This window comes from Candidatus Tenderia electrophaga (genome assembly GCA_001447805.1).
Taxonomy (GTDB): Bacteria; Pseudomonadota; Gammaproteobacteria; order Tenderiales; family Tenderiaceae; genus Tenderia; species Tenderia electrophaga.
In genome coordinates this window covers 1563989-1586012 of the sequence record CP013099.1, presented here as the reverse complement: position 1 = coordinate 1586012, position 22024 = coordinate 1563989, and the positions used below count along the sequence as shown (strand labels likewise).

17 protein-coding genes are annotated in these 22024 nt (G+C 60.0%); 9 read left to right on the top strand and 8 right to left on the bottom strand.

The window, feature by feature from the left end:
• Positions 1–2: 2 nt before the first annotated feature.
• Both Tel_07275 and Tel_07270 read right to left on the bottom strand, forming a co-directional pair.
• Complete coding sequence (locus Tel_07275; GenBank protein ALP52972.1) at positions 3–1331, bottom strand: nicotinate phosphoribosyltransferase; 1329 nt, start codon at positions 1329–1331, stop codon at positions 3–5.
• Between the two features lie 159 nt (positions 1332–1490).
• Positions 1491–2696, bottom strand: coding sequence for an S-adenosylmethionine synthase (locus tag Tel_07270; GenBank protein ALP52971.1), 1206 nt, complete (start codon positions 2694–2696; stop codon positions 1491–1493).
• Positions 2697–2863: 167 nt separating this feature from the next.
• Here Tel_07270 and Tel_07265 point away from each other — a divergent pair, with 167 nt between their 5' ends.
• From Tel_07265 to Tel_07250, 4 genes are all read left to right on the top strand, one after another.
• Entirely contained in the window at positions 2864–3346 is a 483-nt protein-coding gene (locus tag Tel_07265; protein ID ALP52970.1) for a ribosomal protein S6 modification protein, read from the top strand.
• A gap of 70 nt (positions 3347–3416) precedes the next feature.
• Positions 3417–4322: a ribosomal protein S6 modification protein gene (locus Tel_07260; GenBank protein ALP52969.1), complete on the top strand. Its 906-nt coding sequence runs from the start codon at positions 3417–3419 to the stop codon at positions 4320–4322.
• Positions 4322–5380: a succinylglutamate desuccinylase gene (locus Tel_07255; GenBank protein ID ALP52968.1), complete on the top strand. Its 1059-nt coding sequence runs from the start codon at positions 4322–4324 to the stop codon at positions 5378–5380. The genes Tel_07260 and Tel_07255 overlap by 1 nt, the downstream gene beginning before the upstream one ends.
• On the top strand, positions 5364–7631 hold the full coding sequence (locus Tel_07250; GenBank protein ID ALP52967.1) for a carbamoyltransferase: 2268 nt from the start codon (positions 5364–5366) through the stop codon (positions 7629–7631). Before Tel_07255 ends, Tel_07250 begins: the two co-directional genes overlap by 17 nt.
• On the opposite strand, the gene Tel_07245 is transcribed toward Tel_07250, so the two are convergent.
• The 3 genes from Tel_07245 to Tel_07235 are packed head-to-tail and all read right to left on the bottom strand — an operon-like array spanning position 7581 to position 9715.
• Complete coding sequence (locus Tel_07245) at positions 7581–8027, bottom strand: hypothetical protein (GenBank protein ID ALP52966.1); 447 nt, start codon at positions 8025–8027, stop codon at positions 7581–7583. The two genes, Tel_07250 and Tel_07245, sit on opposite strands and share 51 nt — an antisense overlap.
• A gap of 12 nt (positions 8028–8039) precedes the next feature.
• Positions 8040–8735, bottom strand: a complete 696-nt coding sequence (locus tag Tel_07240; protein ID ALP52965.1) for a peptidase C26 — start codon at positions 8733–8735, stop codon at positions 8040–8042.
• A complete protein-coding gene (locus Tel_07235; protein ALP52964.1) occupies positions 8708–9715 on the bottom strand; it encodes an alpha-L-fucosidase in 1008 nt (335 codons plus the stop codon). Before Tel_07235 ends, Tel_07240 begins: the two co-directional genes overlap by 28 nt.
• 360 nt (positions 9716–10075) lie before the next feature.
• On the opposite strand from Tel_07235, the gene Tel_07230 reads away from it, so the two are divergent.
• The 4 genes from Tel_07230 (at position 10076) to Tel_07215 (ending at position 15112) form a co-directional block, all read left to right on the top strand.
• Positions 10076–11680 carry a hypothetical protein gene (locus tag Tel_07230; protein ALP52963.1) on the top strand — a complete coding sequence of 535 codons (1605 nt, stop codon included), beginning with the start codon at positions 10076–10078 and terminating at the stop codon, positions 11678–11680.
• Positions 11681–12048: 368 nt separating this feature from the next.
• Complete coding sequence (locus Tel_07225) at positions 12049–12489, top strand: hypothetical protein (protein ID ALP52962.1); 441 nt, start codon at positions 12049–12051, stop codon at positions 12487–12489.
• 37 nt (positions 12490–12526) lie between these two features.
• Positions 12527–13969 carry an urea transporter gene (locus Tel_07220; protein ALP52961.1) on the top strand — a complete coding sequence of 481 codons (1443 nt, stop codon included), beginning with the start codon at positions 12527–12529 and terminating at the stop codon, positions 13967–13969.
• Positions 13970–14443: 474 nt separating this feature from the next.
• The gene (locus tag Tel_07215; protein ID ALP52960.1) at positions 14444–15112 is read left to right on the top strand and encodes a hypothetical protein; all 669 of its coding nucleotides are present in this window, start codon (positions 14444–14446) and stop codon (positions 15110–15112) included.
• A 243-nt stretch (positions 15113–15355) separates the two neighbouring features.
• On the opposite strand, the gene Tel_07210 is transcribed toward Tel_07215, so the two are convergent.
• The 3 genes from Tel_07210 to Tel_07200 all read right to left on the bottom strand — a co-directional run bounded on the left by Tel_07210 (position 15356) and on the right by Tel_07200 (position 20491).
• Positions 15356–16042 (bottom strand): hypothetical protein, encoded by a 687-nt coding sequence (locus tag Tel_07210; protein ID ALP52959.1) that lies wholly within the window; start codon positions 16040–16042, stop codon positions 15356–15358.
• A gap of 223 nt (positions 16043–16265) precedes the next feature.
• Complete coding sequence (locus Tel_07205) at positions 16266–19409, bottom strand: acriflavin resistance protein (protein ALP52958.1); 3144 nt, start codon at positions 19407–19409, stop codon at positions 16266–16268.
• Positions 19409–20491: a hypothetical protein gene (locus Tel_07200; GenBank protein ID ALP52957.1), complete on the bottom strand. Its 1083-nt coding sequence runs from the start codon at positions 20489–20491 to the stop codon at positions 19409–19411. Before Tel_07200 ends, Tel_07205 begins: the two co-directional genes overlap by 1 nt.
• A 363-nt stretch (positions 20492–20854) precedes the next feature.
• Here Tel_07200 and Tel_07195 point away from each other — a divergent pair, with 363 nt between their 5' ends.
• Entirely contained in the window at positions 20855–21985 is a 1131-nt protein-coding gene (locus Tel_07195) for a phosphohydrolase (GenBank protein ID ALP52956.1), read from the top strand.
• The last annotated feature ends 39 nt before the right edge of the window (positions 21986–22024 follow it).

Here is a 22024-nt window from a genome sequence, read left to right as displayed (position 1 = left end):
CGTCAGTGCTGTTGCAGATCCACGTCGTGGGCCAGCTGTTTGAGCACAGTGGCGATCTCCACACGGTAGCGATGCTCCTCCAACCGCTTTAGTTCACCCGGCAGCGATTCGAACTCGCGCTGCGCATAATCACGTGACTCACTGAGCGCAGGCGGCGGCTGCACGCGCCGGCCATCCCGCATCACCGGCCGGATCAGCGGCCTGCCCTCCTGCACGTCGTCCTCCAGAGTGACAATGTCGGCTGACATCACTCCGTCTTCAGCGTAGCGCCGATACACCTGCTTACGCCCCGGCCACGTTTCCTTACCCTCGGAATGCTTGCGCCGGGCGATACCGGCATACTCCTGCAGTTTGTAGGCGCAGTCCAGATAAGGCACATCGGCCGAGGTGTCCATCAGCGTGCCCACCCCGAAGCCGTCCATAGGCACATCGTTTTTAATAAAGGCCTGCAGCTGATATTCATCGAGGTTGCCGGAGCAAAACAGGCGCGTCTGGCGCAAACCGCCCGCGTCCAGGATGGCGCGCACCTGCCGGGCATGGTCGAACAGATCGCCACTGTCGAGCCGCACCGCCTTGATGTTGATGCCCTGCAGACGCGCGGCCAGTTCCACCACTTTCTGCGCCGCCGCTTCGGTATCATAGGTGTCGATCAACAACACCACGTTGTCGGGTTGGGCATGGGCGAAGTGTTCGAAGGCCGCCGCCTCCAGGTCATGGGCCTGGACGAAGGAGTGGGCCATGGTGCCATAAATAGGCACGCCGAAGGCGGGCGCGGCCAGCACGGTGGAGCTGCCGTCAAAACCGGCCAGATACGAGGCGCGCGCCGCCAACAGACCGGCCTCGCCGGCGTGGGCGCGGCGCATGCCGAAATCCACCAGCAGTTTGCCGGGCGCGGCCAGCACGCAGCGCGCCGCCTTGGAGGCCACCAGGGTCTGGTAATGCAACAGGTTGATCACGCGGCTCTCCATCAGTTGCGCCTGGGGCATGGGCGCGACAACCCGCAGGATGGGTTCGTTGGCGAAAAAGGGGGTCCCTTCGGGCATGGCGTGCACATCCCCCGTGAAACGCAACGCCGCGAGCGAATCGAGGAAGGCGTCGCTGAAGCGGCCGGTTTCCTTGAGGTAATCCAGTTCCTCACGGGTGAAACACAGACCCTCAAGATACTGCAACACCTGCTCCAGGCCGGCGGCCAGCAGGAAGCCGCGTTCAGGCGGCAGGTCGCGCACGAAAAACTCAAACACCGCCGTCTCATCCATACCCTGCTCGTAATAGCCCTGCAGCATGGTGAGTTGGTAAAGGTCGGTCAGCAATGCACTATCAATAGATTTCATGCTTCGGCCCCGGACAACTCGATAGACTCCGCGCCCGTACCGCGCATCTCCTCGCGGGTCCGCACGCCGTGCGCAGCATCACCGAACCGAACCTGTTTTGCAGTCATCATCTGCCTCCCTGTTTGCAGTAATAATGAAAACTGTCTCCAATCTCGCCTTTCAATAAACCTTGATCCCGCCCGCGATCAATTCGTCCCGAATGCTTGCCGCCCGCTGCAGATGGGCGCGCATGATCGCCTGGATCTCCGCCTTGACGGCGGCGAGCCGCGCCGCATCGGCCAGCCGCACCTGCACATCGACGAGTTGCGGCTCACCCACCGGCTGACCGATGCAACTGACCAGATAACACCGCGCCTCCTCCACCTCGGCGATTTCATTCACCAACGCGGCAGCGGCACGCTGAGCGATGATGGTATAAAGCTTGCCCACATGGGTGACCGGGTTCTTGCCGGCGGCGGCCTCCATATTCATGGGGCGATAAGGGGTGATCAGGCCGTTGACCCGGTTGCCACGCCCCACCTCGCCGTCATCGCCGGCCTCGGCCGAGGTGCCGGTGACGGTGAGATAGAGCGAATCCGGCTCCATGCCATCCGCGGCGTTGATACTGATATCGAGCTGTTTTGCGGTGTAGCGGTGCGCGACCTCGTTGACCAGCGCCGCCAACTGGCCCTTTTTCGCCATGTAGTCGTCCATGTCGGCGATATGGCGATCGACAAAGGCGCAACCGATGGTAAGGTGGATAGTGTCATCCTCACGCACAGCCATTACCTTGATGTCCTCGCCGGTCTCGGGGTGGGCCTGTTTCACGGCGGCGGAGTTGAGATGCTGCTCCACCGCCAGCACCAGCTGCTCCAGCTCATCCAGCGGCGCATAGCCGACGCCGCAGGAGGTATCATTGGCCAGCGCCACGCCGCGCGCCTGCTGGCGCAGGTAGAGTTCGACCAACTCGCGGGAACCGGGCCGGATCATGGTGTGCAGTTTTACCTGGCGCTCGGCGTCCAGGGCGTGCAGGTTTTGATTCAGCCACTGGCGGCAGGTCTCCTCGACCAGCGACTCGACGGGCACCTTTGCGCCCCTGAACTCGCGCGTGGCGCGCCCCGCCAGGAAGATCTCCATGGGCGCGGTGACGCGACCGCCCTTGAAGGCCGGCTCGGTGGTGCCGCCCCACAGCAGGGCCTTATCCACGTTATGATGCAGAATGAGGCCGAAGTGCTCCAGATAGTAGCGGCACAGGGCAAGGCTCAGGGCCTCCGCCAGGGCGTCGCACAGGGTATCAGGATGGCCCAGCCCCTTGCGCTCGACGATCTCGATCGGCGAGGCGGTGGGCGAGCCACTGCTGAGCGATGTGACGAAAATCTCGGCCATGGACTTTTTCGCATTCAATTACGGCGGCTATTTTTAAAGAATAGACCCTCTACCACAAAACGGAATGGGGCATTGCAGCACCGGCTGGAGGCCGGATTTTGCATAGTCAAGATTGCGTCTTGCGCCCAATCAAGGTATTCATTAACGTTCCTGACCGCATTGAGTAAATGATGAAAATGGCACCCCCCCAGGACAAACACACGCCCGTCGGCTGGCGCGAATGGGTCTCGTTACCCGAGCTGGGCCTGCCCTGGCTCAAGGCCAAGATCGACACCGGCGCCCGCACCTCGGCCTTACACACGTTTATGGTGGAGCCTTATTTAAAGGGCGGCGCGACCTGGGTCCGTTTCGGCATGCATCCACGCCAGCACAGTACCGAGGTGGAAACCTTCTGCGAGGCGGAGGTGATCGATCAACGCAACGTCACCGATTCCGGCGGTCATACGGAAAATCGCTATGTCATCTCAACCCTGCTCAAGGCGGGTGAATTGCAATGGCCCGTCGAGCTGACACTCACCAACCGCGACAATATGCGCTTTCGCATGCTGCTGGGACGCACCGCCATGGCGGGACGCCTGCTGGTGCGGCCGGATGCCTCCTTCCTGCTGGGCAAGCCCGACCCCGCCGCATTAGACTGGGACGAAACCTGATATACCCAGTCTACGCGCAGGTTTCCGCTCACATTATTTTCACAGGCAATAAACGACAGGGAGTTGTATCATGAATATCGCCATCCTCTCACGCAACAGCAAGCTCTACTCCACCCGCCGCATGGTGGAAGCCTGCCAACAGCGCGGCCATGAGGCGCGGGTCATCGACACCCTGCGCTGCTACATGAACATCAGCTCCGCCAATCCCGAGATCCATTACAAAGGTGAGAACCTGAGCGGCTTCGATGCGGTCATTCCGCGTATCGGCGCCTCCATCACCTTTTACGGTACCGCCGTGTCGCGTCAATTCGAAATGATGGGGGTGTTCCCACTGAACGAGTCGGTGGCCATCACCCGCGCCCGCGACAAACTGCGCTCGCTACAACTGTTGTCGCGCAAGGGGGTGGGCATACCCGTCACCGGCTTCGCCCATTCACCCGACGATGTGCAGGATCTGATCAAGATGGTGGGCGGCGCACCCCTGGTCATCAAACTTCTGGAAGGCACCCAAGGCATCGGCGTGGTGTTGGCGGAAACGCGCAAAGCGGCGGAAAGCGTTATCGAGGCCTTCATGGGCTTGCAGGCCAACATCATGGTGCAGGAGTTCATCAAGGAGGCCGGCGGCGCCGATATTCGCTGCTTCGTCATCGGCGAAAAGGTGGTCGCCGCCATGAAACGTCAGGCGCTGGAGGGCGAGTTTCGTTCCAATCTGCATCGCGGCGGCTCCGCCTCGCTGGTGAAGATCACCCCCCAGGAGCGCGCCACCGCCATCAAGGCCGCCAAGGTCATGGGCCTGAACGTGGCCGGGGTCGACATCCTACGCTCCGGACGCGGGCCGTTGATTATGGAGGTCAACTCCTCGCCCGGCCTGGAAGGCATCGAGGCCGCCACCGGCAAGGATGTAGCGGGCATGATCGTCCAGTTTTTGGAAAAAAACGCCAAACCGCATAAGACCCGTACCAAAGGCCGCGGCTGATGCAGCGCAAGAAGAATTCCGCCATCACCATCAACAAGGTCACAGTCGAACCGGGTTCACGCATCACCGTCGACCTGCCGGCGGGTCGGCTCTACACCCACGCCCCTATGAGCATGCCGGTGCACGTGATCTGCGGCAAATATGCCGGACCGAGCATGTTCATCAGCGCCGCCATCCATGGCGACGAGATCAACGGGGTGGAGATCATCCGCCGCATTCTCAAGCTGCCCCAACTCAAGAACCTGCGCGGCACCTTGATCGCGGTGCCCATTGTCAACGTCCACGGCCTCATCAGCCACTCGCGTTATCTGCCCGACCGGCGCGACTTGAACCGCTGCTTCCCCGGTTCGGAAAAGGGTTCGCTGGCGGCGCGCATGGCGCACCTGTTCATGACGGAAATCGTCGCCAAATGCCGCTACGGCATCGACCTGCACACCGCCGCCATCCACCGCAACAATCTGCCCCAGATCCGCGCCAACCTGGACGATGCGGAAACCGCGGGTCTGGCCCAGGCCTTCGGCGTGCCGGTCATCATTTCCGCCAACCTGCGCGACGGTTCGCTGCGCGAGGCGGCGGACGAGCGCGGCATCCCCATGCTGCTCTACGAGGCGGGGGAGGCGCTGCGCTTTGACGAGTTCTCGATCCGAGCCGGGGTGCGGGGCATTATCAATGTCATGCGCAAGCTCGAAATGCTGCCGCAGACGCGCACTAAGAAAAAGACCTTCGAACCGGTGACGGCACGCTCCAGCTCCTGGGTACGCACGCCGGGCAGCGGTATCCTGCGACCCATGGTGGCACTGGGCACCTGGGTAAAAAAGAATACCCTGCTGGGCGTGATCTCTGACCCCTTCGGTGAACGCGAGGTCGAGATCACCTCGCCCTTCAGCGGCATCGTCATCGGCCGCACCAATCTGCCCCTGGTCAATGAGGGCGACGCCCTGTTTCACATCGCCCGTTTCGAACATGTGCACGAGGCGGCGGCCATGGTTGAAGAATTCGCCGAAGTACACACGCCCGAGAACGACCAACCGCCTTCCATCGATGGGCCCATCACCTAAACGCTTTCGGCTTTCAGTCAAAGGTCTGGTGCAGGGGGTCGGCTTGCGCCCCAATGTCTACAACCTGGCACAACAGCATCAACTCACGGGCTGGGTACTCAATGACGGCCAGGGCGTCACTATCGAGATCCAAGGTAGGCGAAGCGCGGAATTCATCAAGGCGCTGGGCAAGCAGCCCCCGCCGCTGGCACGCATCGATCACATCATCACGCAGGAAATTCCGTTGCAGCAGGAACAGGGCTTTGCCATACGCAGCAGCGCGACCGGCGCGGTCACCACCCGTATCCCGCCCGACAGCTCGGTGTGCCCGGCCTGCCTGGAACAACTGTTCGACCCCGACAGCCGCTACTATCGTTATCCTTTTCTCAACTGCACCCATTGCGGGCCACGCTATACCATCACGCGCAGCCTGCCCTATGACCGGTCCAACACCACCATGGCCGGTTTCAAGATGTGCGCCGACTGCGCCACGGAGTATCACGAGCCGGGCAATCGCCGCTTCCACGCCCAACCCACCGCCTGCCCGGTATGTGGGCCGAGACTTTCCATGCCGGTAGCGGACATCCTGACGCGCATCCATGGCGGCGAGATTCTCGCGGTCAAGGGCCTGGGCGGATTTCATCTGGTCTGCGACGCCGGCAATGAAGATGCGGTACAGCGGCTCAGGCAACGTAAGCATCGCGAAGAAAAACCCTTCGCCGTGATGGTGGCCAATTTGAATAGCGCTGCCACACTGGTTGAACTGGACGACGCAGGGGCAACAGTGCTCGACAGCCCCGAACGCCCCATCGTGCTATTACCGAAAGGAAACAGCGTGACACTCGCCGCGTCCATCGCCCCGGGCTTGCAGTGGCTGGGCCTGTTACTGCCCTATACGCCTTTGCACTACCTGCTGTTCCACGAGGCCGCCGGACGGCCCGACGGCACGGACTGGCTGCAGCAGCCGCAGGCGCTGAAACTGGTGATGTCCAGCGCCAATCCGGGGGGCGAACCGCTGGTGATCGACAACGCCGAAGCGCGCCAACGGCTGGGCCACATAGCTGACACCATCGTCGACCACAACCGCGACATTCTCATCCCTTGCGACGACACGGTGATGCGCGTCACCGACACCGGCCCCGGCTTTATACGCCGCGCCCGCAGCTACGTGCCGCGCGCCGTCAAGCTGCCCCATGAAATCCCCCCCACCCTGGCGCTGGGCGGGCATTTAAAAAACACTATCTGCGTTACGCGTGGCGACGAGGCCTTTGTCTCGCAACACATCGGCGACATGGACAATGCCGCCTCACTGCGCTTTTTCGAAGCAAGCATCAAGCGCCTGCTGGCCATCCTGGACGTGCAGCCGCAGCGCGTCGCCCACGATCTGCATCCCGATTTCCACAGCACGCGCCATGCCCAAGGCCTTCACATTCCGGCCTATGCCGTACAACATCACCATGCCCACCTGGCCGCGGTGGCCGCGGAGCATCACATCACCGACCCCGCCGTCGGCCTGGCCTTGGACGGTTTCGGCCTGGGCACGGACCAGACCCCCTGGGGCGGGGAATTGATGTGGTACAACGGTGCGCGCTGTCAACGCCTCGGTCATCTGCATCACATCAAACAACCCGGCGGCGACATCGCCGCGCGCGAACCCTGGCGCATGGCCGCCGCCTTTTTGCATCACATCGGCCGCGGCACTGAAATCGCCCAACGCTTCGCGCAACAGCCGGCCGCCCGACAACTGCATCAGCTGTTGGAGAAAAATATCAATACCCCCGAAGTCTCCAGTTGCGGCAGGCTGTTCGACACCGCCTGCGGTCTGCTCGGCGTCAAACTCAAGGTGAGTTTCGAAGGCCAGGCCCCCATGCTGTTGGAAGGCCTGGTCACGCAGACCGAGGTGATGGACGATGGCTGGGTGATAGACAACGGTCAACTCGATCTCACGCCATTATTGACTCGGCTCATCGATTGCCCGGCGGTACGCGGCGCCAACCTATTCCACGGCAGCCTGATCGAGGCCTTGTGTGAATGGAGTGCGCAGGCCGCCCGCACCCAGGGAACCGAGATCGTGCTGCTGAGCGGCGGCTGTTTTCTGAATCATGTGCTGGCCAGGGGTGTAATGACGGGCTTGCAGCAGCGCGGGCTAAGACCTTACCTAGCGCGCCAGACCCCGCCTAACGACGGCGGTATCAGTCTGGGTCAGGCTTGGATCGCGGGATTAATGACCCGCGCCGATGCGCTGTCCGATAATATCCAACAGGCCGAGTAGAATGGCATAACGCACACCCTTACCTATACCGGTGAGGACAAAAAATACTATAAAACGCACGCGCATCATGCCGGCGATAAAGGTGAGCGCATCGCCGCCCACGGGCATCCAGGCCAACAACAATGTCCACACGCCGTAGCGCTGAAACCAGGACTGGGCGCGCTGCAATGAATTCAATCGAAACGGAAACCAACGCCGATCCTTGAAGTGCAGCAGGTAACGGCCCAGCACCCAGTTCAGCGCCGATCCAAGCGTATTGCCGGCGGTGGCCCAGGCCCAGAGCATGAACGGATCGTACCCGGCCGCCACCATGCCGGCCAGCATGACCTCGGAATAGGCCGGCAGGATGGTGGCGGCAAGAAAGGCGAACCCGAACAGGCTGAGATACGCTTCCATGATTACACTCGCTTAACAGTCCCGGTCACGACATTCTTTTGCCGCCTCCACCAGCGCCTTGAACAGGCGCCGCTGGCGGCGCATATACAGCAGAAATTCGGGGTGCCACTGCACGCCCACCAAAAACGGTCGCGCCGGATCTTCGACCGCCTGAACGATATCATCCAGGTCTCGCCCCGAGATCTGCAAACCCTGACCGAGCCGGTTAATGCCTTGGTTGTGCAGACTGTTGATACGGGCGCTGTGACTGCCGAGCAGATCGCACAGGCAGGTGTTGTCGTGAACGTGCAGGGTCTTCAGGGGAAAGATGGTCCAGCGATTCGACGTCTGCAGACGACGGCTACGCAATTCCTGATATAGATCACCACCGAGCCGCACATTCAGCAGCTGGGCACCGCGGCAGATACCCAGCAAGGGCAGATTGCGCTTGAGCGCATCGTCTATGACCTCGGACTCAAAGGCATCGCGCTCGGGATCATAACGCGGTGTCACTTCGGATTTCTGCGCGTACAGCACCGGGTCCACATCATGTCCGCCGCTGATAACGACGCCGTGATACGGCGCCGCGGGCTTGGGGCTGGCCGGTGTCATCTGGGTGCCGCGGCCACCGGCCAGGAGAATGCCCAAATGCACCAGCAGGCGCGGCATCAAACCGCGCCGCCGGGGCCCCGTCACAGCGATTAAAGGTCGCTGCTTGCCTTTAAGCATGGAATTACCTCTTGCTTCCAATCCTCAAACAAACCGCTGAGGGTTCGGTCCAAAAACGTCGTATATTTGCGGCACAGGCTGTCCAGGCGCTGCGGCTCCGCCACCAGGTGTTCCACCTGCAACCACTCATCCCAGGCGCGGTAAAGCCCCCAGCCCGGCTCGTCGATTTCGCAATTGGGCAAGCGGTAATGCAGTGTCGGTCGCGGCTTGATGCGCGCATCATCGACCGCCGCCGTGACGCGTTGACTATCCAAATGCGCGAACAGGGGCAACATGTCCAGCGCCCGGTTACGGGTAGGGTTGAGCGCGAGATAGTCCTCAATGAGCGCATCCTGGTCCGGCCAATAATCCGGATCGACGACTTTGCGCACATAGGGCTTGGGGAAAGGATCGATAAACAAGGTCAAGCGGCGCGTCCAATCCACCTCGGCGCGGTGCTTCAACCAGTCGAACAAGCATAAAAACGCCTTGAGATAACGCACAATGGTGTCGGCGTCCGTGCCCGGCAACTCCGGATTGAACTGCATGGAAAAGGCATAGGCCAAACCGGCCTTGGTGCCCTGGGCGCCGGCCTGGCGCAGACGCTCGATCAAGGCCTGCATGTCGCTTAAACGATCCATGGGCAGCGGCGGGCTGACAATCTCCAGCGGCACCACGTGCTCGGCCCCGACGCGTAATATGTCCTCCGCTATGGAATCCAACTCCGCCATAAAATTTTCGCGTTGCCTGGACTTACGCCCCCTCTCCTTAAGAAAGGCGAAGTCCAGCTCGACGGACCACGCCCCGCGCGGATCACCGCTGATTTTATGCTCGTATTGACTGCGCACGTCCACCTCGGCGCCGAAATGGTCAGCGACAATGCGTGACAGGGCGCCGATTTCTAAGCCGATCAGTTCGAGTTCCACACCGATGCGGCGAACTGCACCATCCTGCCGTTTCAATCGCGGCGGCAGATGCAGTAATGATTCGTCAGGAGCCATAATTATAAATGCCGATATGCCGGGAGAAATAATAAACGCAGGCCGGATTGCAGTTGGGCGTCCCGAAAAGCACACCCCCTCGGTCTGTTATCTCAAGCAAGCGCATGGAGCGAATACCACTCTAACAAAAAATTCCCGCTGTCGCGTCACAGTCCTGCACCCGGCGAACAGACCAACCGGCGCGACCATTACATGTGTATTTTTGTGGTTTAACAGGCGGCCCAGTCTGGCACTATTGAGCAACAGGCGTGAATTTATTTGCGGGAATCGCCCGCACGGCCGCCTCACGTTTACAATGACCCACGACCCAATTGATCAGGCTCATGACACAACGCGTGCGCCTTAAGGACAACCGATAACATGCCGGATCGCATACGAGTCCCGCTGCGCCAACGGCTGTTTGCCTTGGGGGTCGTGCTCATCGTATTTCTTTTCTGTACTGCACTTGTCAACTATTTGGTCCGCATCGAGCGCGCCAATCTCCGCGCGCAACTGCAGGAAAGCGTCCACGAGCGCGTCAGTGCGCTGAGGGGCGATATCGAATATGAAGTCAATACCACGCTGAATCTGACCATGGGGGCACTGGTCTATGTTTCCGCCAATCCAGACCTTACCCAAGCTGAGTTTGCCGACATGGCGCGACGTATTATCCAGCATGCGCCTTATATCCGAAACATCGGCTTGGCGAAAGACAATGTCATTTCCCATATCTATCCCTTGGAAGGCAATGAGAGTGCCATAGGCCTGAATTATTTGGCGCACGCCCGCCAGCGCGACGCGGTGCTCCATGCCATCGCCGCACGCAAAGCGGTGATCGCCGGCCCGGTGAAACTGGTACAAGGCGGCCGGGGGTTGGTCAGTCGCATCCCCATATTTCTGGATGACGAAAAGGAGACTTACTGGGGTATGACCAGTGTGGTCTTGGACCTGGAAATGTTTCTCGATAAGACCGGCATCAATGAGGCCACCACTTCACTGCGAATTGCCCTCAAAGGGGAAGACGCCAAGGGACACGAAGGGGCCGTGTTCTTCGGCGAGGCGGGGCTGTTCGCGGCCGCCGAGAGCGACATCATGCCCATCTCATTGCCGGAAGGCGCCTGGCTCCTGGCCGCCGCCCCGATCGGCGGCTGGGCCATAGAGGCGCGCAAACTCAACTGGGTGTGGGCATTGGGCCTGGGTATCTCGACCATAATCTGTGTACTGCTGTATAGCCTGCTTATCTCCAATGCGGCGACCCGACGCGCCAAACGAATAGCCGAACAGGCGAACGAAGACAAGAGCCGTTTCTTTACCAATATGACCCACGAACTGCGCACGCCTTTGACCACTATTCTGGGCGTGATCCGCTTGATCAACAGCGGCGTAATTGCAAAGGACAGTCCTCAAGGCGAGGATTTATTAAGCAGCGCAGAACGCAACTGCAAGCGCTTGAACTGGCTGATTAACGACATTCTCGATTTGAAAAAACTCGAATCCGGCAAAATGGAGTTTCACAAGCTCATGCAGCCTGTATTACCGGTCATTGTCGAGGCCATAGACGACGTTCATCCCTATGCGGCTGATTACAACATTACCCTACAGGGCCCCACGGCAGCGACGCGTGACATCCAACTCAATATCGACAGCATGCGCATCCAACAGGCGGTGGTGAACCTGTTGTCCAATGCCATCAAGTATTCGCCACCCAATACCGACGTGGACGTGCAAATCAAAATCACGGATAACTATTGGCGTCTGGAGGTGTCGGACGCCGGCGAGGGCGTTCCCGACGATAAGTTGGAGACCATCTTTACCGAATTCGGGCAAGCCACTCCGTCAAAACGAACCGCCACGGCCAGCACCGGGCTGGGGCTTAGCATCAGCCGCCATATTGTTCATAGTCACGCCGGTAACCTCGGTTGCTACAACCGTCCCGAAGGCGGCGCGACATTCTTCATTGAACTGCCCTTAGCGACCGCCGCGTAGCCGCCAGGGGCCAATACTTGGTGTCTTTCCGCTTCTTGTGCCCGCCCGGCCCATCACCGCGCTAATCGAGATTGAGCCTCGGCACCAAGCACGCTTCTCCACGGGCAAGACCGGCGAGGCGCGTAAGCGCAGACCCGCTTCTTGTGATGTGAACCATCCAATGTTAGGGTAAAAAAACATAATATATTTTTCACTACCATAGGTGTGTGGCTCAGTTAAATTATGGGTGAGACACTGAAACGCTGCGTCGACAAACGCTTCCGCCGAGATTGTAATGACACCTTAAGGAAAACACCGTGACACTTGAGCAGACGTTCAATCCCAACAGATTGAGGATCAGGCAATGGGGCTTAGGCATTATCCCGCTCATGCTCGCCATAGTGTTGTGGGCCCAGTCCCCGCTCAGCCACGCCCAAGGTCTGCCCGCCCCGGAAATAAGCAGTAATACCGAAGTCGCCACGGGGGGCTATTACCAAGTCAGCTGGAAATTGCCCACCCAGACGGGCTCAGCGGTCCCACAATTCGAGCTTCAAGAATCCAGCGAGCAAACGTTTTCAGGCGCACGACGCCTATACCAAGGGCCCGATCTCGCACGGGTCATCAGCGGTCAACGCGACGGCACACGCTATTATCGGGTGCGCGCCTCCGTAGACGGTCGCAACACGCCCTGGAGCACGCCGGTCAGTGTCGCGGTTGCCCATCACCCGTTATCCCGCGCCTTGAGTTTTTTCGCCGCCGGCGCCGTGGTCTTCGGCGCGACCGTCACCGTCATCATCAAGGGCGCGCGCAAGGCACAGCGCGACGCCTGACCTCTCATCAAGCCACGCTTAACTCATCGAGCACATTATGGACCCCGTCAATAGCGCAATCCTGGACCCGCAGATCGGCTGGCTGATCCTGGCCATCTTCAGCGTCGTGTGGGTCATACTCGGTTGGTATTGGGGTCGCAAGGCCACCGAGTTGGAGGACTTCATGTTGGCCGGTCGTAATGTCGGCATGGCCCTGGGCGTGGCCACCGCCATGGCCACCTGGGTCACCAGCAATACCACCATGGCGGCGCCGCAACTCTCCCTGCAACTGGGCATCTGGGGCATGGTGGGCTATTCCCTGGGCTCGGTTGGTTTGATGCTGTTCGCGCCGCTGGCGCGACGCATACGCAGCCTGCTGCCTCACGGCTATACCAGCGGTGACTTTATCCGCCTGCGCTACGGCAAGACCGCCTGGCGCGTATTTTTGGTAATCTCCCTGTTTTACGGCCTGGGTTGGTTGATCAGTCTGGGCATGGCCGGCGGGGTACTGATCAACGCCCTGACCGGCATTCCCTATCAATTCGGGATGACGGTCATCCTGGTCATCTGCGTCGCGTACACCCTGCTCGGCGGTCTGCGTGCCGTCATCGGCACCGACTTTATTCAGACCATCTTGATACTTGTCGGCATCGTCGCACTGGCCTGGCTGGCCATCCAACACGTCGGCTTCGATGACATCCACAGCGCCGTGCGCGAGGAACGTCCCGAGCTGCTCAACCTGTTAATGCCCGCCGCCATCATGTTTCTGTTCAACAATCTATTGTTCGGCGTGGGCGAGATATTCCACTCCAACGTGTGGTGGAGCCGCGCCTTCGCGTTTCGTAAAGAGGTGGGATTTCCCGCCTATCTCACCGCCGGCGTGATGTGGATGCCCATCCCCATCGTGGCCGGCTTTGTCGCCTTATCCGCCCCGGCGCTGGATCTCAATGTGCCGGCCGCCGACATGATCGGCCCCATGGTGGCGGCCAAGCTGCTGGGCGTGGGCGGCGCGGTATTGGTCTTTATCGTGGTGTTCTCCGCCCTCGCCTCCAGTCTCGACTCCCTGCTCGCGGCCACCACCGACCTGATCACTCAAGACATTTATCGCGGTCACTTGCGCCCCGATGCCAGTGATCAGGAGCTGCGCAAGGCGGCCAAGGTCATCGTTGTACTGCTGGGCCTGTCGACCTGGCTGATCTGCCTGCCGCGCCTGGGGACCCTGGCCGAGTTGTTGTACTTCACCGGCGCCTTTGTCGCCAGCACCATCTGGCCCATCGTGGCGGGACTGTACTGGCGCCAGACCAACACCACCGGCGCGACCCTGGCCATGGTATTGGGCACCGCCGTTGGCCTGGCCTCGTATTTCCTGATTGGCTTTTATGTGGCCGCCTTGATCGGCGCGGCGGTATCCATGGTCGTCGTGCTGGCGAGTACCTGGTGGTGGCCGCAAGACTTTGACTGGTCGACACTGCAAGAGGTCAATCCGGAGAAAACACAATGATCATCTCAGAACAGTTTCTAAGTATGCTCGTGAGTATCGCCCTGACCGTTACCGCCATTTCGCCCATCGTGCTGTTGGTGCTGTTGGTGCGCGACTGGCGCAAGCGTCAGCTGTGGTAGCCCGGTAATCATACAAACTTCATCCAGCGTCCAGCCGCTTATCCGGATCAGGTGAAGCCACCCAGAGATCCTGCTCCGCCCCCGCTCCCCTGTTCGCATTGTTGTCCCATAACGTACTAACACGTCTCTAATAGAAAATATTCATTTTCCGAAACATGCTGTCAATACGCCCCTGTACGCTCGATGGCCGCTCCCATGCGGCCAACGGTTTCGGCAGATGAGTATTCATTATTTCCGCGCCAGTAGTAAATACAATCTCGCCGTGATGCTTCCGTGACATTTTGCCTGCATAGTTTTCCCGACGCCTAAGCGCGTCCAGAGCTTAATCAACGACCACATTCAAGGGAGAACTGACATGCGCAAGACACACCCTATATTCATCGGATGCCTGCTGTCCGCAGCGGTGCTGGCCACCCCCGCCGCCCAGGCCGCCGGCCCCGGCAAGACCTACAAAGTGAGCGTAACCAACCTCACACCCGGCCAACCCTTCGCCCCGACCATGGCCGCGGTCCATCGCAACGGCCTGGCCTTTTTCGCAGCCGGCCAGGCGCCCAGCGATGAACTGGCCATGTTGGCCGAAGCCGGCAACGGCCAGCCCATGGCCGCCAAACTTATGTCCATGGACGCGGTCAGCGATGCCCAGGTGAGCACCATGGGTATGACCTTTCCAGGCCAGTCCACCAGCGTCATGGTCAAGGCCAAGCATGGCGCGAATTCAATCAGCGTCGCCGCCATGCTCGGCGCCACCAATGACGCCTTTTTCGCCATTAAGGACCTGCCCCTGCCGCGCGGAAGGCACAGCGTCACCTACTTCGCCAATGCCTATGACGCCGGCAGCGAGACCAATGACGAACTGAGTTCAACAGTGGCAGGGCTGGGCGGTGAAGGCTATTCACCCAATGATAGCGGCGAGGGCTTTGTGCACATTCACAGCGGTGTGCACGGCATCGGCGATCTAGTCGCCGCGACGATGGATTGGCGCAATCCCGTGGCCAAAATCGTGGTGGAACGTGTGAGGGACTGACCCGGCCAAACCTAGCTGGCCGTATTCACGCTAAAAATCAAACCGGGGCGCACGCGCCCCGGGCTCACCGCCTATCGACACCCTCTACCCCACGCGCAAACACGTCTCGCCCTAGGAGAGTATTGTTGATCGACCGCTTGGTGCACGTCTTCAGACCCGTCCCTGGCCCGAATAAAACGCAGGGGCATCGTAATGCAAGGCGCTTGATAGCGCGGCCGGGTGATTCACTTCGGTGCAACAGGCTCAGAAGTGATAGACCAGTCCCAGCACAAGGCTGACTTGGCGCTCGTCTTGCACTACCGGACTGTCCGCCGCATCCCCCAGCAAGCGTTCGAGCTTGATGTGACCCTGCATGGCCCATTTGGGCGACAGCAAATAAATGCTGCGCAGTTGCAGCGCCGCGCTTTTGAAGCCGGCCGCGGCAGAGTAGCCAACCAAGCCGGACGCCAGGGACTGCGCCTGGCTGACACCGAAGAACGACGCCATGTAGTCCGAATCGGCGTACGTTGCCTGCATCCCATACTTAAGGATAAGGTCGCCGCGGACCCTGCTGTGGTAGCCCGCGCCTACCTCCACCATGTAGCCAGTATCGTCACCCGACACTTGATTAAGATACTTGGCGCCGAGCGAATAGGGGCCGCTAGTGTATTCTCCGAAAAGATTGAACAAGGCGCCGCCGTCGATATGCCCCAAGCCCCGCAGGTGGGCGGAATCATCCTCATCGCGGCCGAAGGCATACGCCACGCCGGTACCGAGCTGCAGCGCGCCGCTGTTCAGCAAGTACATACCGGCACCGTTGATAAAATTAATAAAGAAACGTCGTTTGTACTCGGCGCCGATCAGGGGAAATGCCTTAACCTCGTACTTGTCAGCCCCTTCGTATTCAGGCCACGCCAATACCAGGGCGCCGGCCTGAACGTGCCACGCCATAGTTCTGTCGGCGTCGCCGGCACTCGCGGTTTTGTCCCGGGACGAAGAGACCTCAGCAGTCGCCCGCAACGGCACTGCAGTCAACAGCAGCAAGAAAACCACCAGGCCCGTTAACGCCCGACGTTTCATGATCTGAAATCACCTCGATTATCGCGTCTGCACACGGTTTCATTCTCAATATTAATGACCGCCGCCGCATGGCCCATGCAGAATCAGGCGAGGGTCAGCGCTCCGCCGCCGCTCCATGACGCCGCGCCTGCCGCCACGCGTGAAAATCCGCCTGCAATTTCAGCGCGCATGGGGTGATAAGCAGGGTCAGCACGGTGGCAAACATTAAGCCGAACACCACCACCGTGGCCAGGCTCACCCACCAATCGGTGATGGGCGCGGCATAGGCGACGTCGCGGTTAATCAGATCGATATTCAGACGCAGCAGCATGGGCAACAGCCCAAGCACCGTGGTGACCGTGGTGAGGATGACCGGCCGCAGACGCAATACCCCGGTGCGCAGGATGGCATCGGTGCGCTCGGCACCGTTTTGTTTGAGCTGGTCGTAAGTATCGATCAAGACGATGTTATCGTTCACCACCACCCCCGCCAGGGCGATCATGCCCACTCCGGTGACCACGATGCCGAAGGCCTGACCGGTAAGCAGCAAACCGGCCACGGCACCGATGCTGGATACGATGATCGCCGACAACACCAAAAAGGCGCTGAAGAAGCTGTTGAACTGGGTCACCAGGACAATGGCCATCAGGAATATCGCCACGAAGAAGGCCTGCACCAGGAATTGTTGCGCGGCCTTTTGTTCTTCCTCCTGCCCCTTGAAGGTCCAACTCACTCCGGCGGGCAAATCGGCCCCCTGCTGCAGCCAGGCGCGGATTTCGCGGATCTTGTCGTCGGCCAACACGCCGGGGGCCACGTCGGCGCGCACGGCCATCACCCGGCGACCGTCGGCACGATTGATGGTGCCGACATTGCGCTGGGCGCTGCGTTGCACAAAGTTGCTGATGGGCACCGTCCCCGCGCCGGTGGCTACGCGGATGTCGTCCAGTTCATTAACGGTGCGATGGTGGTGGGGATAACGCACCACGATATCCAATTCGTCGTCACTGTCGTCGGGGCGGTAGGTGCCCACCACCAGGCCGTTGGAGACCAGCCTGATGGCGTCACCCACGGCGGTGACGTCAAGGCCGAACTTGGCGGCCTGGGAACGATCCACAGCCAGCTTCCATTCGATGCCCGGCAGCGGTCGATCGTCTTCCACGTCCTCCAAGCCCTCCAGTTGGGTCATAAAACGGCGCAGCTTTTCCACCGCCACCGGCAGCAGCTCGGGGACACGCGCGGCCAGCTGCACCTGCACCGGTTTACCCACCGGCGGGCCGGCCTCCTGGCGGCGTGCCTCCACCCGTATCCCGGCCAGGTCCTGGGTGCGCTCTCGAATATCGGCCAGAATCTCGCTGGCTTGGCGCCGCTCTGCCCAGTCCGCAAGCTGCAGGGAGATCTGACCGATGACATCCTCGCTCACCTCCCAACCCAGTCCGCCGGCGCTGCCGGTGCGGGTATAGACACTGTCGAATTCATCGGACAACTGCAGCACACGGTGTTCCACCTCGCGCATCAATGCGTCCTTTTGGTAGATGGACAGATTGCCGCGGGCATGAACCAGGATGGCGGCGAAGTCTGTCTCCACATCGGGGAAAAACTCCAGGCCTTTGCCGTACATGGCGTAGCTATGCCAAATACCCACCAGCAAGGCCGCGGTGACCAGCAACACCTGGCCCGGATGACGCAAGGCGCTGCGCAACACTTTCAGATACCAACCGCCGAAGCCGTCTATCTGGCTCAAATCGCCCTGCTCGGCCACGGCAAGGCGCTTCAGTTCGCCACGACCATTGGCACCGCGACGGCCCATGTAAGCGCCCAGGGTGGGAATGAAGATCAGCGCCATTACCAGTGAGGCAGTCATAGTGGCCACCAGGGTGATGGGAAAGTACTTCATGAATTCACCCACGATGCCCGGCCAGAACAGCATGGGCAAGAAGGCCATCAAGGTTGTGACCGTGGCGGAGATTATGGGCAGGGCCATGCGTTTTGAAGCGGCGATGTAGGCAGCGCGCCGGTCCAGGCCCTCGGCCATTTTACGGTCGGCGTATTCGGTGACGATGATGGCGCCGTCTACCAGCATACCCACCGACAGGATCAGGGCAAACAGCACCACCATGTTCACTGTCATGCCGAACAGATGCAGCACCAGGATGGCACACAAAAACGACCCGGGCACCGCCACCCCGACCAGAAACGCGGTACGAAAACCCAATACGCCGACGATCACCACCATCACCAGCACCACGGCGGTAACCACGTGGTTTTCCAAATCATGCAACATCATTTGGATGAATTCCGACTGGTCCTGGCTGTAATCGATGCGAACCGCCTCTGGCCAATTGGCGCTCATCTCGTCGACCACCTGGCGCACCTGCGCGACCGTGTCGATGACGTTCTCACCGGTGCGTTTGCTGATTTCCAAGGCCACGGCGGGATAACCGTTGACCCGGGCGAAGCCGTTGGGGTCCTTGAAGGTGCGGCGCACATCGGCAATGTCGCGAAAGCGCACCACCGCATCGCCACTTACCTTGACCGGCATGTTGAGAATATCCTCCACCGATTCGAACAGCCCCGGGACTTTGACGGCGAAGCGCCCCGATTCGGTCTCCAGATCACCGGCGGCGACCAGGCGGTTGGAGCGCGACAACAAGGCCGCCACCTCACTGCCTTGCAGGCCGTAGCTCTCCACCAGCAGCGGGTCGATGATGACCTCCACCACCTCCTCGCGGTCGCCGGAGATGGCCACGTCCAGCACCGCGGGAATGCCCTCGATCTCGTCGCGCAGCTGCCGCGCCAGGCGCACCAGGGTGCGTTCCGGCACGTCGCCGGACAGGGTGGTAATCAATACGGGAAACAGACTGGTGTTGATCTCGGTCACCTCCGGCTCGTCAGTGGCCTCAGGCAGTTCAGGCCGGGCGCGGTCCACCGCCTCACGCACGTCCTGCACGGCGTCGTCGGCATCGAAGCCGGCGCTGAATTCCAGGATCACATTGCCGCCGCCCTCGAAGATCGAGGCGGTCATCTGCTTCAGACCGTCGATGGAGCGCAGCGCTTCTTCCAGGGGCCGGATCATCAAGCGCTCGGCATCCTCGGGCGAGACGCCTTCCAGGGTCACGCTGACGATGATGAAGGGGATGTCGACGTCGGGCTCGGCCTCTTTGGGGATGGAGATATAGGAATAACTACCGGCGATGAACAACAATACCAGGGCGGCGATGACCGTGCGCGAATGGCCGAGGACGCTCTCGATCAGTTTCATTATCGGGCCTGCGCCGCGGGCAACCGGCCCACCGGCACGGCGTCGACGCGTTGGCCGCTCAGCACATACTCCTGGCCCACCGTGATCAGATGAATCTCATCAGGCAGACCGCCCAGCCAAATCCCTTCGGGACTATCGCCCAGCACCTTGACCTCATGGAACACCACCCTGCTCGCGTCGCTGACGGCCTTCACGCCCAGCGCGCCGTTGTCGGACAAGGTCAGCACCGACGGCGGCACACGGTGGGCGCGCGCTTGGCGGATGGGCAGGGCCAGTTCTGCCGTCACGCCTTCGATAATGCGACCGTCGGGATTGGGAATCTCCAGCTCCACCGGAAAGGTGCGGGTGGGTTCGGCGGCCACGGCGCCCACGTAACTGACGGTACCGGTCACCGTGCGACCGTCGAGCAACCGCACCTCACCCGCGCTGCCGCGGTGGATTTGATCCAGGAAGCGCTCGGAGACCTGGCCGACGATGCGAATCGGATCCAGATCCACAATGGTCGCTACCGGCTCACCGCGATCGACAAAATCGCCCACGTCCAGATGGCGTTGATTGACGATGCCGGCAATCGGCGCGTGGATGCTCACCCGTTCTATTTCCAGCTGCGCCAGCTCGACCGCAGCCCGGGCCGCCGCCACTTCCGCCTTGGCGCGGGCCAGCGCCGTCTGCGCCTGAAAGCCCCCCTCCTGCAGACGCTGCGCCGCCTCGTACTCGGCCTGACGTTGATCCAGCAACGCCTTGGCTTGCACCAGTTTGGCGCGGCGATCCTCCATGGCCAGGCGCACCAATAGCTCGCCCGCTTGCACTCGCACGCCGCGTTCCACCAAGACCGCCTCCACCACCCCATGGGTCTCGGCACGGAGGGTCACTTTACGATCAGCGACGGTCTGGCCCTGCAGATTCAAACGGCTGGCCATCGGCTCGGCGCTGGACACCTGTACACGTACCTTGGGGATTATATTCTCGGCCGGCGGCACCGATTGCGCATGGGGATCAGCATTGGGAATGAACACCCCGGATAACACCCAAAAGATTATGACGGCAACGATGATGCTGGTAACGATCCAGGAGCGGGACATTCAGCTATTCCTTAGCGGGTCAATACTGTTGAAGCCGCGGCAACGGTCTGGTTCAGAATAAACACACTGGTGTCCGACATCAAGCGTAATGCAAAGCCAGCGCAAACGCCTTATCGAGAGCTTTGTTATACATACTGGTAACCCTGTCTGTATTTCGAACTTGGTCGTCATCCCCTCCGGCCTGTTCCGCGAAGCAACGGCGAAACACTCAAGGCTGGCCGGCCGCAAGAATATTTTCAATACACGTTAACTTGTCGGCTGACCCTGCCGATCAGAGCAGATAGACACCAATAGTTGCAATATCCATTAATTCTTTATGGTACTTATTTCCGGATCAAACCAGCCTGGAACGCTCAAGACAAGATGAAAAAACACAAAGACATCCTTGCAGCCCTCAATCAAGACATCCCCTTAAATGAAAAACTCGTCCATGCGCACAAGGTGGTAACGCACTACTTCCCCTATGTCGCCCGTATCGCCATCACCCTCTATGACCCGAAAACCGGCGCCCTGAACGCCTATCTGCATAGCGGTGAGGCATCCTCGCTTCCCGGGCATGAGCATGGCTATCTACAAGACGTACCAAACTTGCAGGCGCTGATAACAGATGGCCAGCCAAATGTAATAAGCAACACGGTCACTCAAGAGGAGGAAAACTCGACCCACCGTCCCCGTATCGGTCGTCATGGCTATGCAGCCAGCTATACCATGCCCATGTTTAACAAAGGCGCATTGCTCGGTTTTATATTTTTCAACAGTCATGAACCTGATGTATTCGCGCCTGAGGACATGAATCATCTCGACATCTTCGGCCATCTACTCAGCTTAATGGTCATCAATGAACTGTCCAATATAAAAACACTGGCAGCCGCACTCAAAACCACCGGCGAAATCACCCACCTACGTGACTCGGAAACCGGCAGCCACCTCGACCGCATGTCGCGGTATGCCAAGTTGATCGCCGCCGAATTGTCGGAATCGCACCATCTCGACGACGACTTCATCGAACACATATTTTTGTTTTCACCTCTGCATGACATCGGAAAGATTGGCATCCCGGATAATATTTTGTTGAAAAACGGCAAGCTCACTGATGAAGAAAAACTGATAATGCAAACCCACGTAAAAAAAGGCCGGGAAATCATCGACAGCTTGTTAGCCAACTTCGGTCTAGAGACTATCGAACATGTAGATATGCTGCGCAATATTGCCGAATTTCATCATGAAGCAATAAACGGACAAGGATACCTCAGGGAGCACAAGGGGGCCGATATACCGCTGGAGGCCCGTATCGTTGCAGTGGCCGACGTGTTCGATGCCTTAACCAGCAGACGTCCCTACAAAGAGGCCTGGAGCAATGACGCCGCCTTCGCCTGGCTGAAACAGGTGGCGGGCATACAACTGGACAGCGATTGTGTCAACGCCTTGATCAAGAACGAAGATGAAATAGAGAAAATTCAGCGGCGCTTCAAAGAAGATATCTACGGGACCTAGGCGCCTGTCGGCGACATCCAAATGCAGGTCCCGATCGAC

Bases quoted from the DNA above. Each gene is read 5' to 3' on its own strand.
- Tel_07275 (ALP52972.1), bottom strand. From the start codon at position 1,331: ATGAAATCTATTGATAGTGCATTGCTGACCGACCTTTACCAACTCACC.
- Tel_07270 (ALP52971.1), bottom strand. From the start codon at position 2,696: ATGGCCGAGATTTTCGTCACATCGCTCAGCAGTGGCTCGCCCACCGCC.
- Tel_07265 (ALP52970.1), top strand. From the start codon at position 2,864: ATGATGAAAATGGCACCCCCCCAGGACAAACACACGCCCGTCGGCTGG.
- Tel_07260 (ALP52969.1), top strand. From the start codon at position 3,417: ATGAATATCGCCATCCTCTCACGCAACAGCAAGCTCTACTCCACCCGC.
- Tel_07255 (ALP52968.1), top strand. From the start codon at position 4,322: ATGCAGCGCAAGAAGAATTCCGCCATCACCATCAACAAGGTCACAGTC.
- Tel_07250 (ALP52967.1), top strand. From the start codon at position 5,364: ATGGGCCCATCACCTAAACGCTTTCGGCTTTCAGTCAAAGGTCTGGTG.
- Tel_07245 (ALP52966.1), bottom strand. From the start codon at position 8,027: ATGGAAGCGTATCTCAGCCTGTTCGGGTTCGCCTTTCTTGCCGCCACC.
- Tel_07240 (ALP52965.1), bottom strand. From the start codon at position 8,735: ATGCTTAAAGGCAAGCAGCGACCTTTAATCGCTGTGACGGGGCCCCGG.
- Tel_07235 (ALP52964.1), bottom strand. From the start codon at position 9,715: ATGGCTCCTGACGAATCATTACTGCATCTGCCGCCGCGATTGAAACGG.
- Tel_07230 (ALP52963.1), top strand. From the start codon at position 10,076: ATGCCGGATCGCATACGAGTCCCGCTGCGCCAACGGCTGTTTGCCTTG.
- Tel_07225 (ALP52962.1), top strand. From the start codon at position 12,049: ATGCTCGCCATAGTGTTGTGGGCCCAGTCCCCGCTCAGCCACGCCCAA.
- Tel_07220 (ALP52961.1), top strand. From the start codon at position 12,527: ATGGACCCCGTCAATAGCGCAATCCTGGACCCGCAGATCGGCTGGCTG.
- Tel_07215 (ALP52960.1), top strand. From the start codon at position 14,444: ATGCGCAAGACACACCCTATATTCATCGGATGCCTGCTGTCCGCAGCG.
- Tel_07210 (ALP52959.1), bottom strand. From the start codon at position 16,042: ATGGCGTGGCACGTTCAGGCCGGCGCCCTGGTATTGGCGTGGCCTGAA.
- Tel_07205 (ALP52958.1), bottom strand. From the start codon at position 19,409: ATGAAACTGATCGAGAGCGTCCTCGGCCATTCGCGCACGGTCATCGCC.
- Tel_07200 (ALP52957.1), bottom strand. From the start codon at position 20,491: ATGTCCCGCTCCTGGATCGTTACCAGCATCATCGTTGCCGTCATAATC.
- Tel_07195 (ALP52956.1), top strand. From the start codon at position 20,855: ATGAAAAAACACAAAGACATCCTTGCAGCCCTCAATCAAGACATCCCC.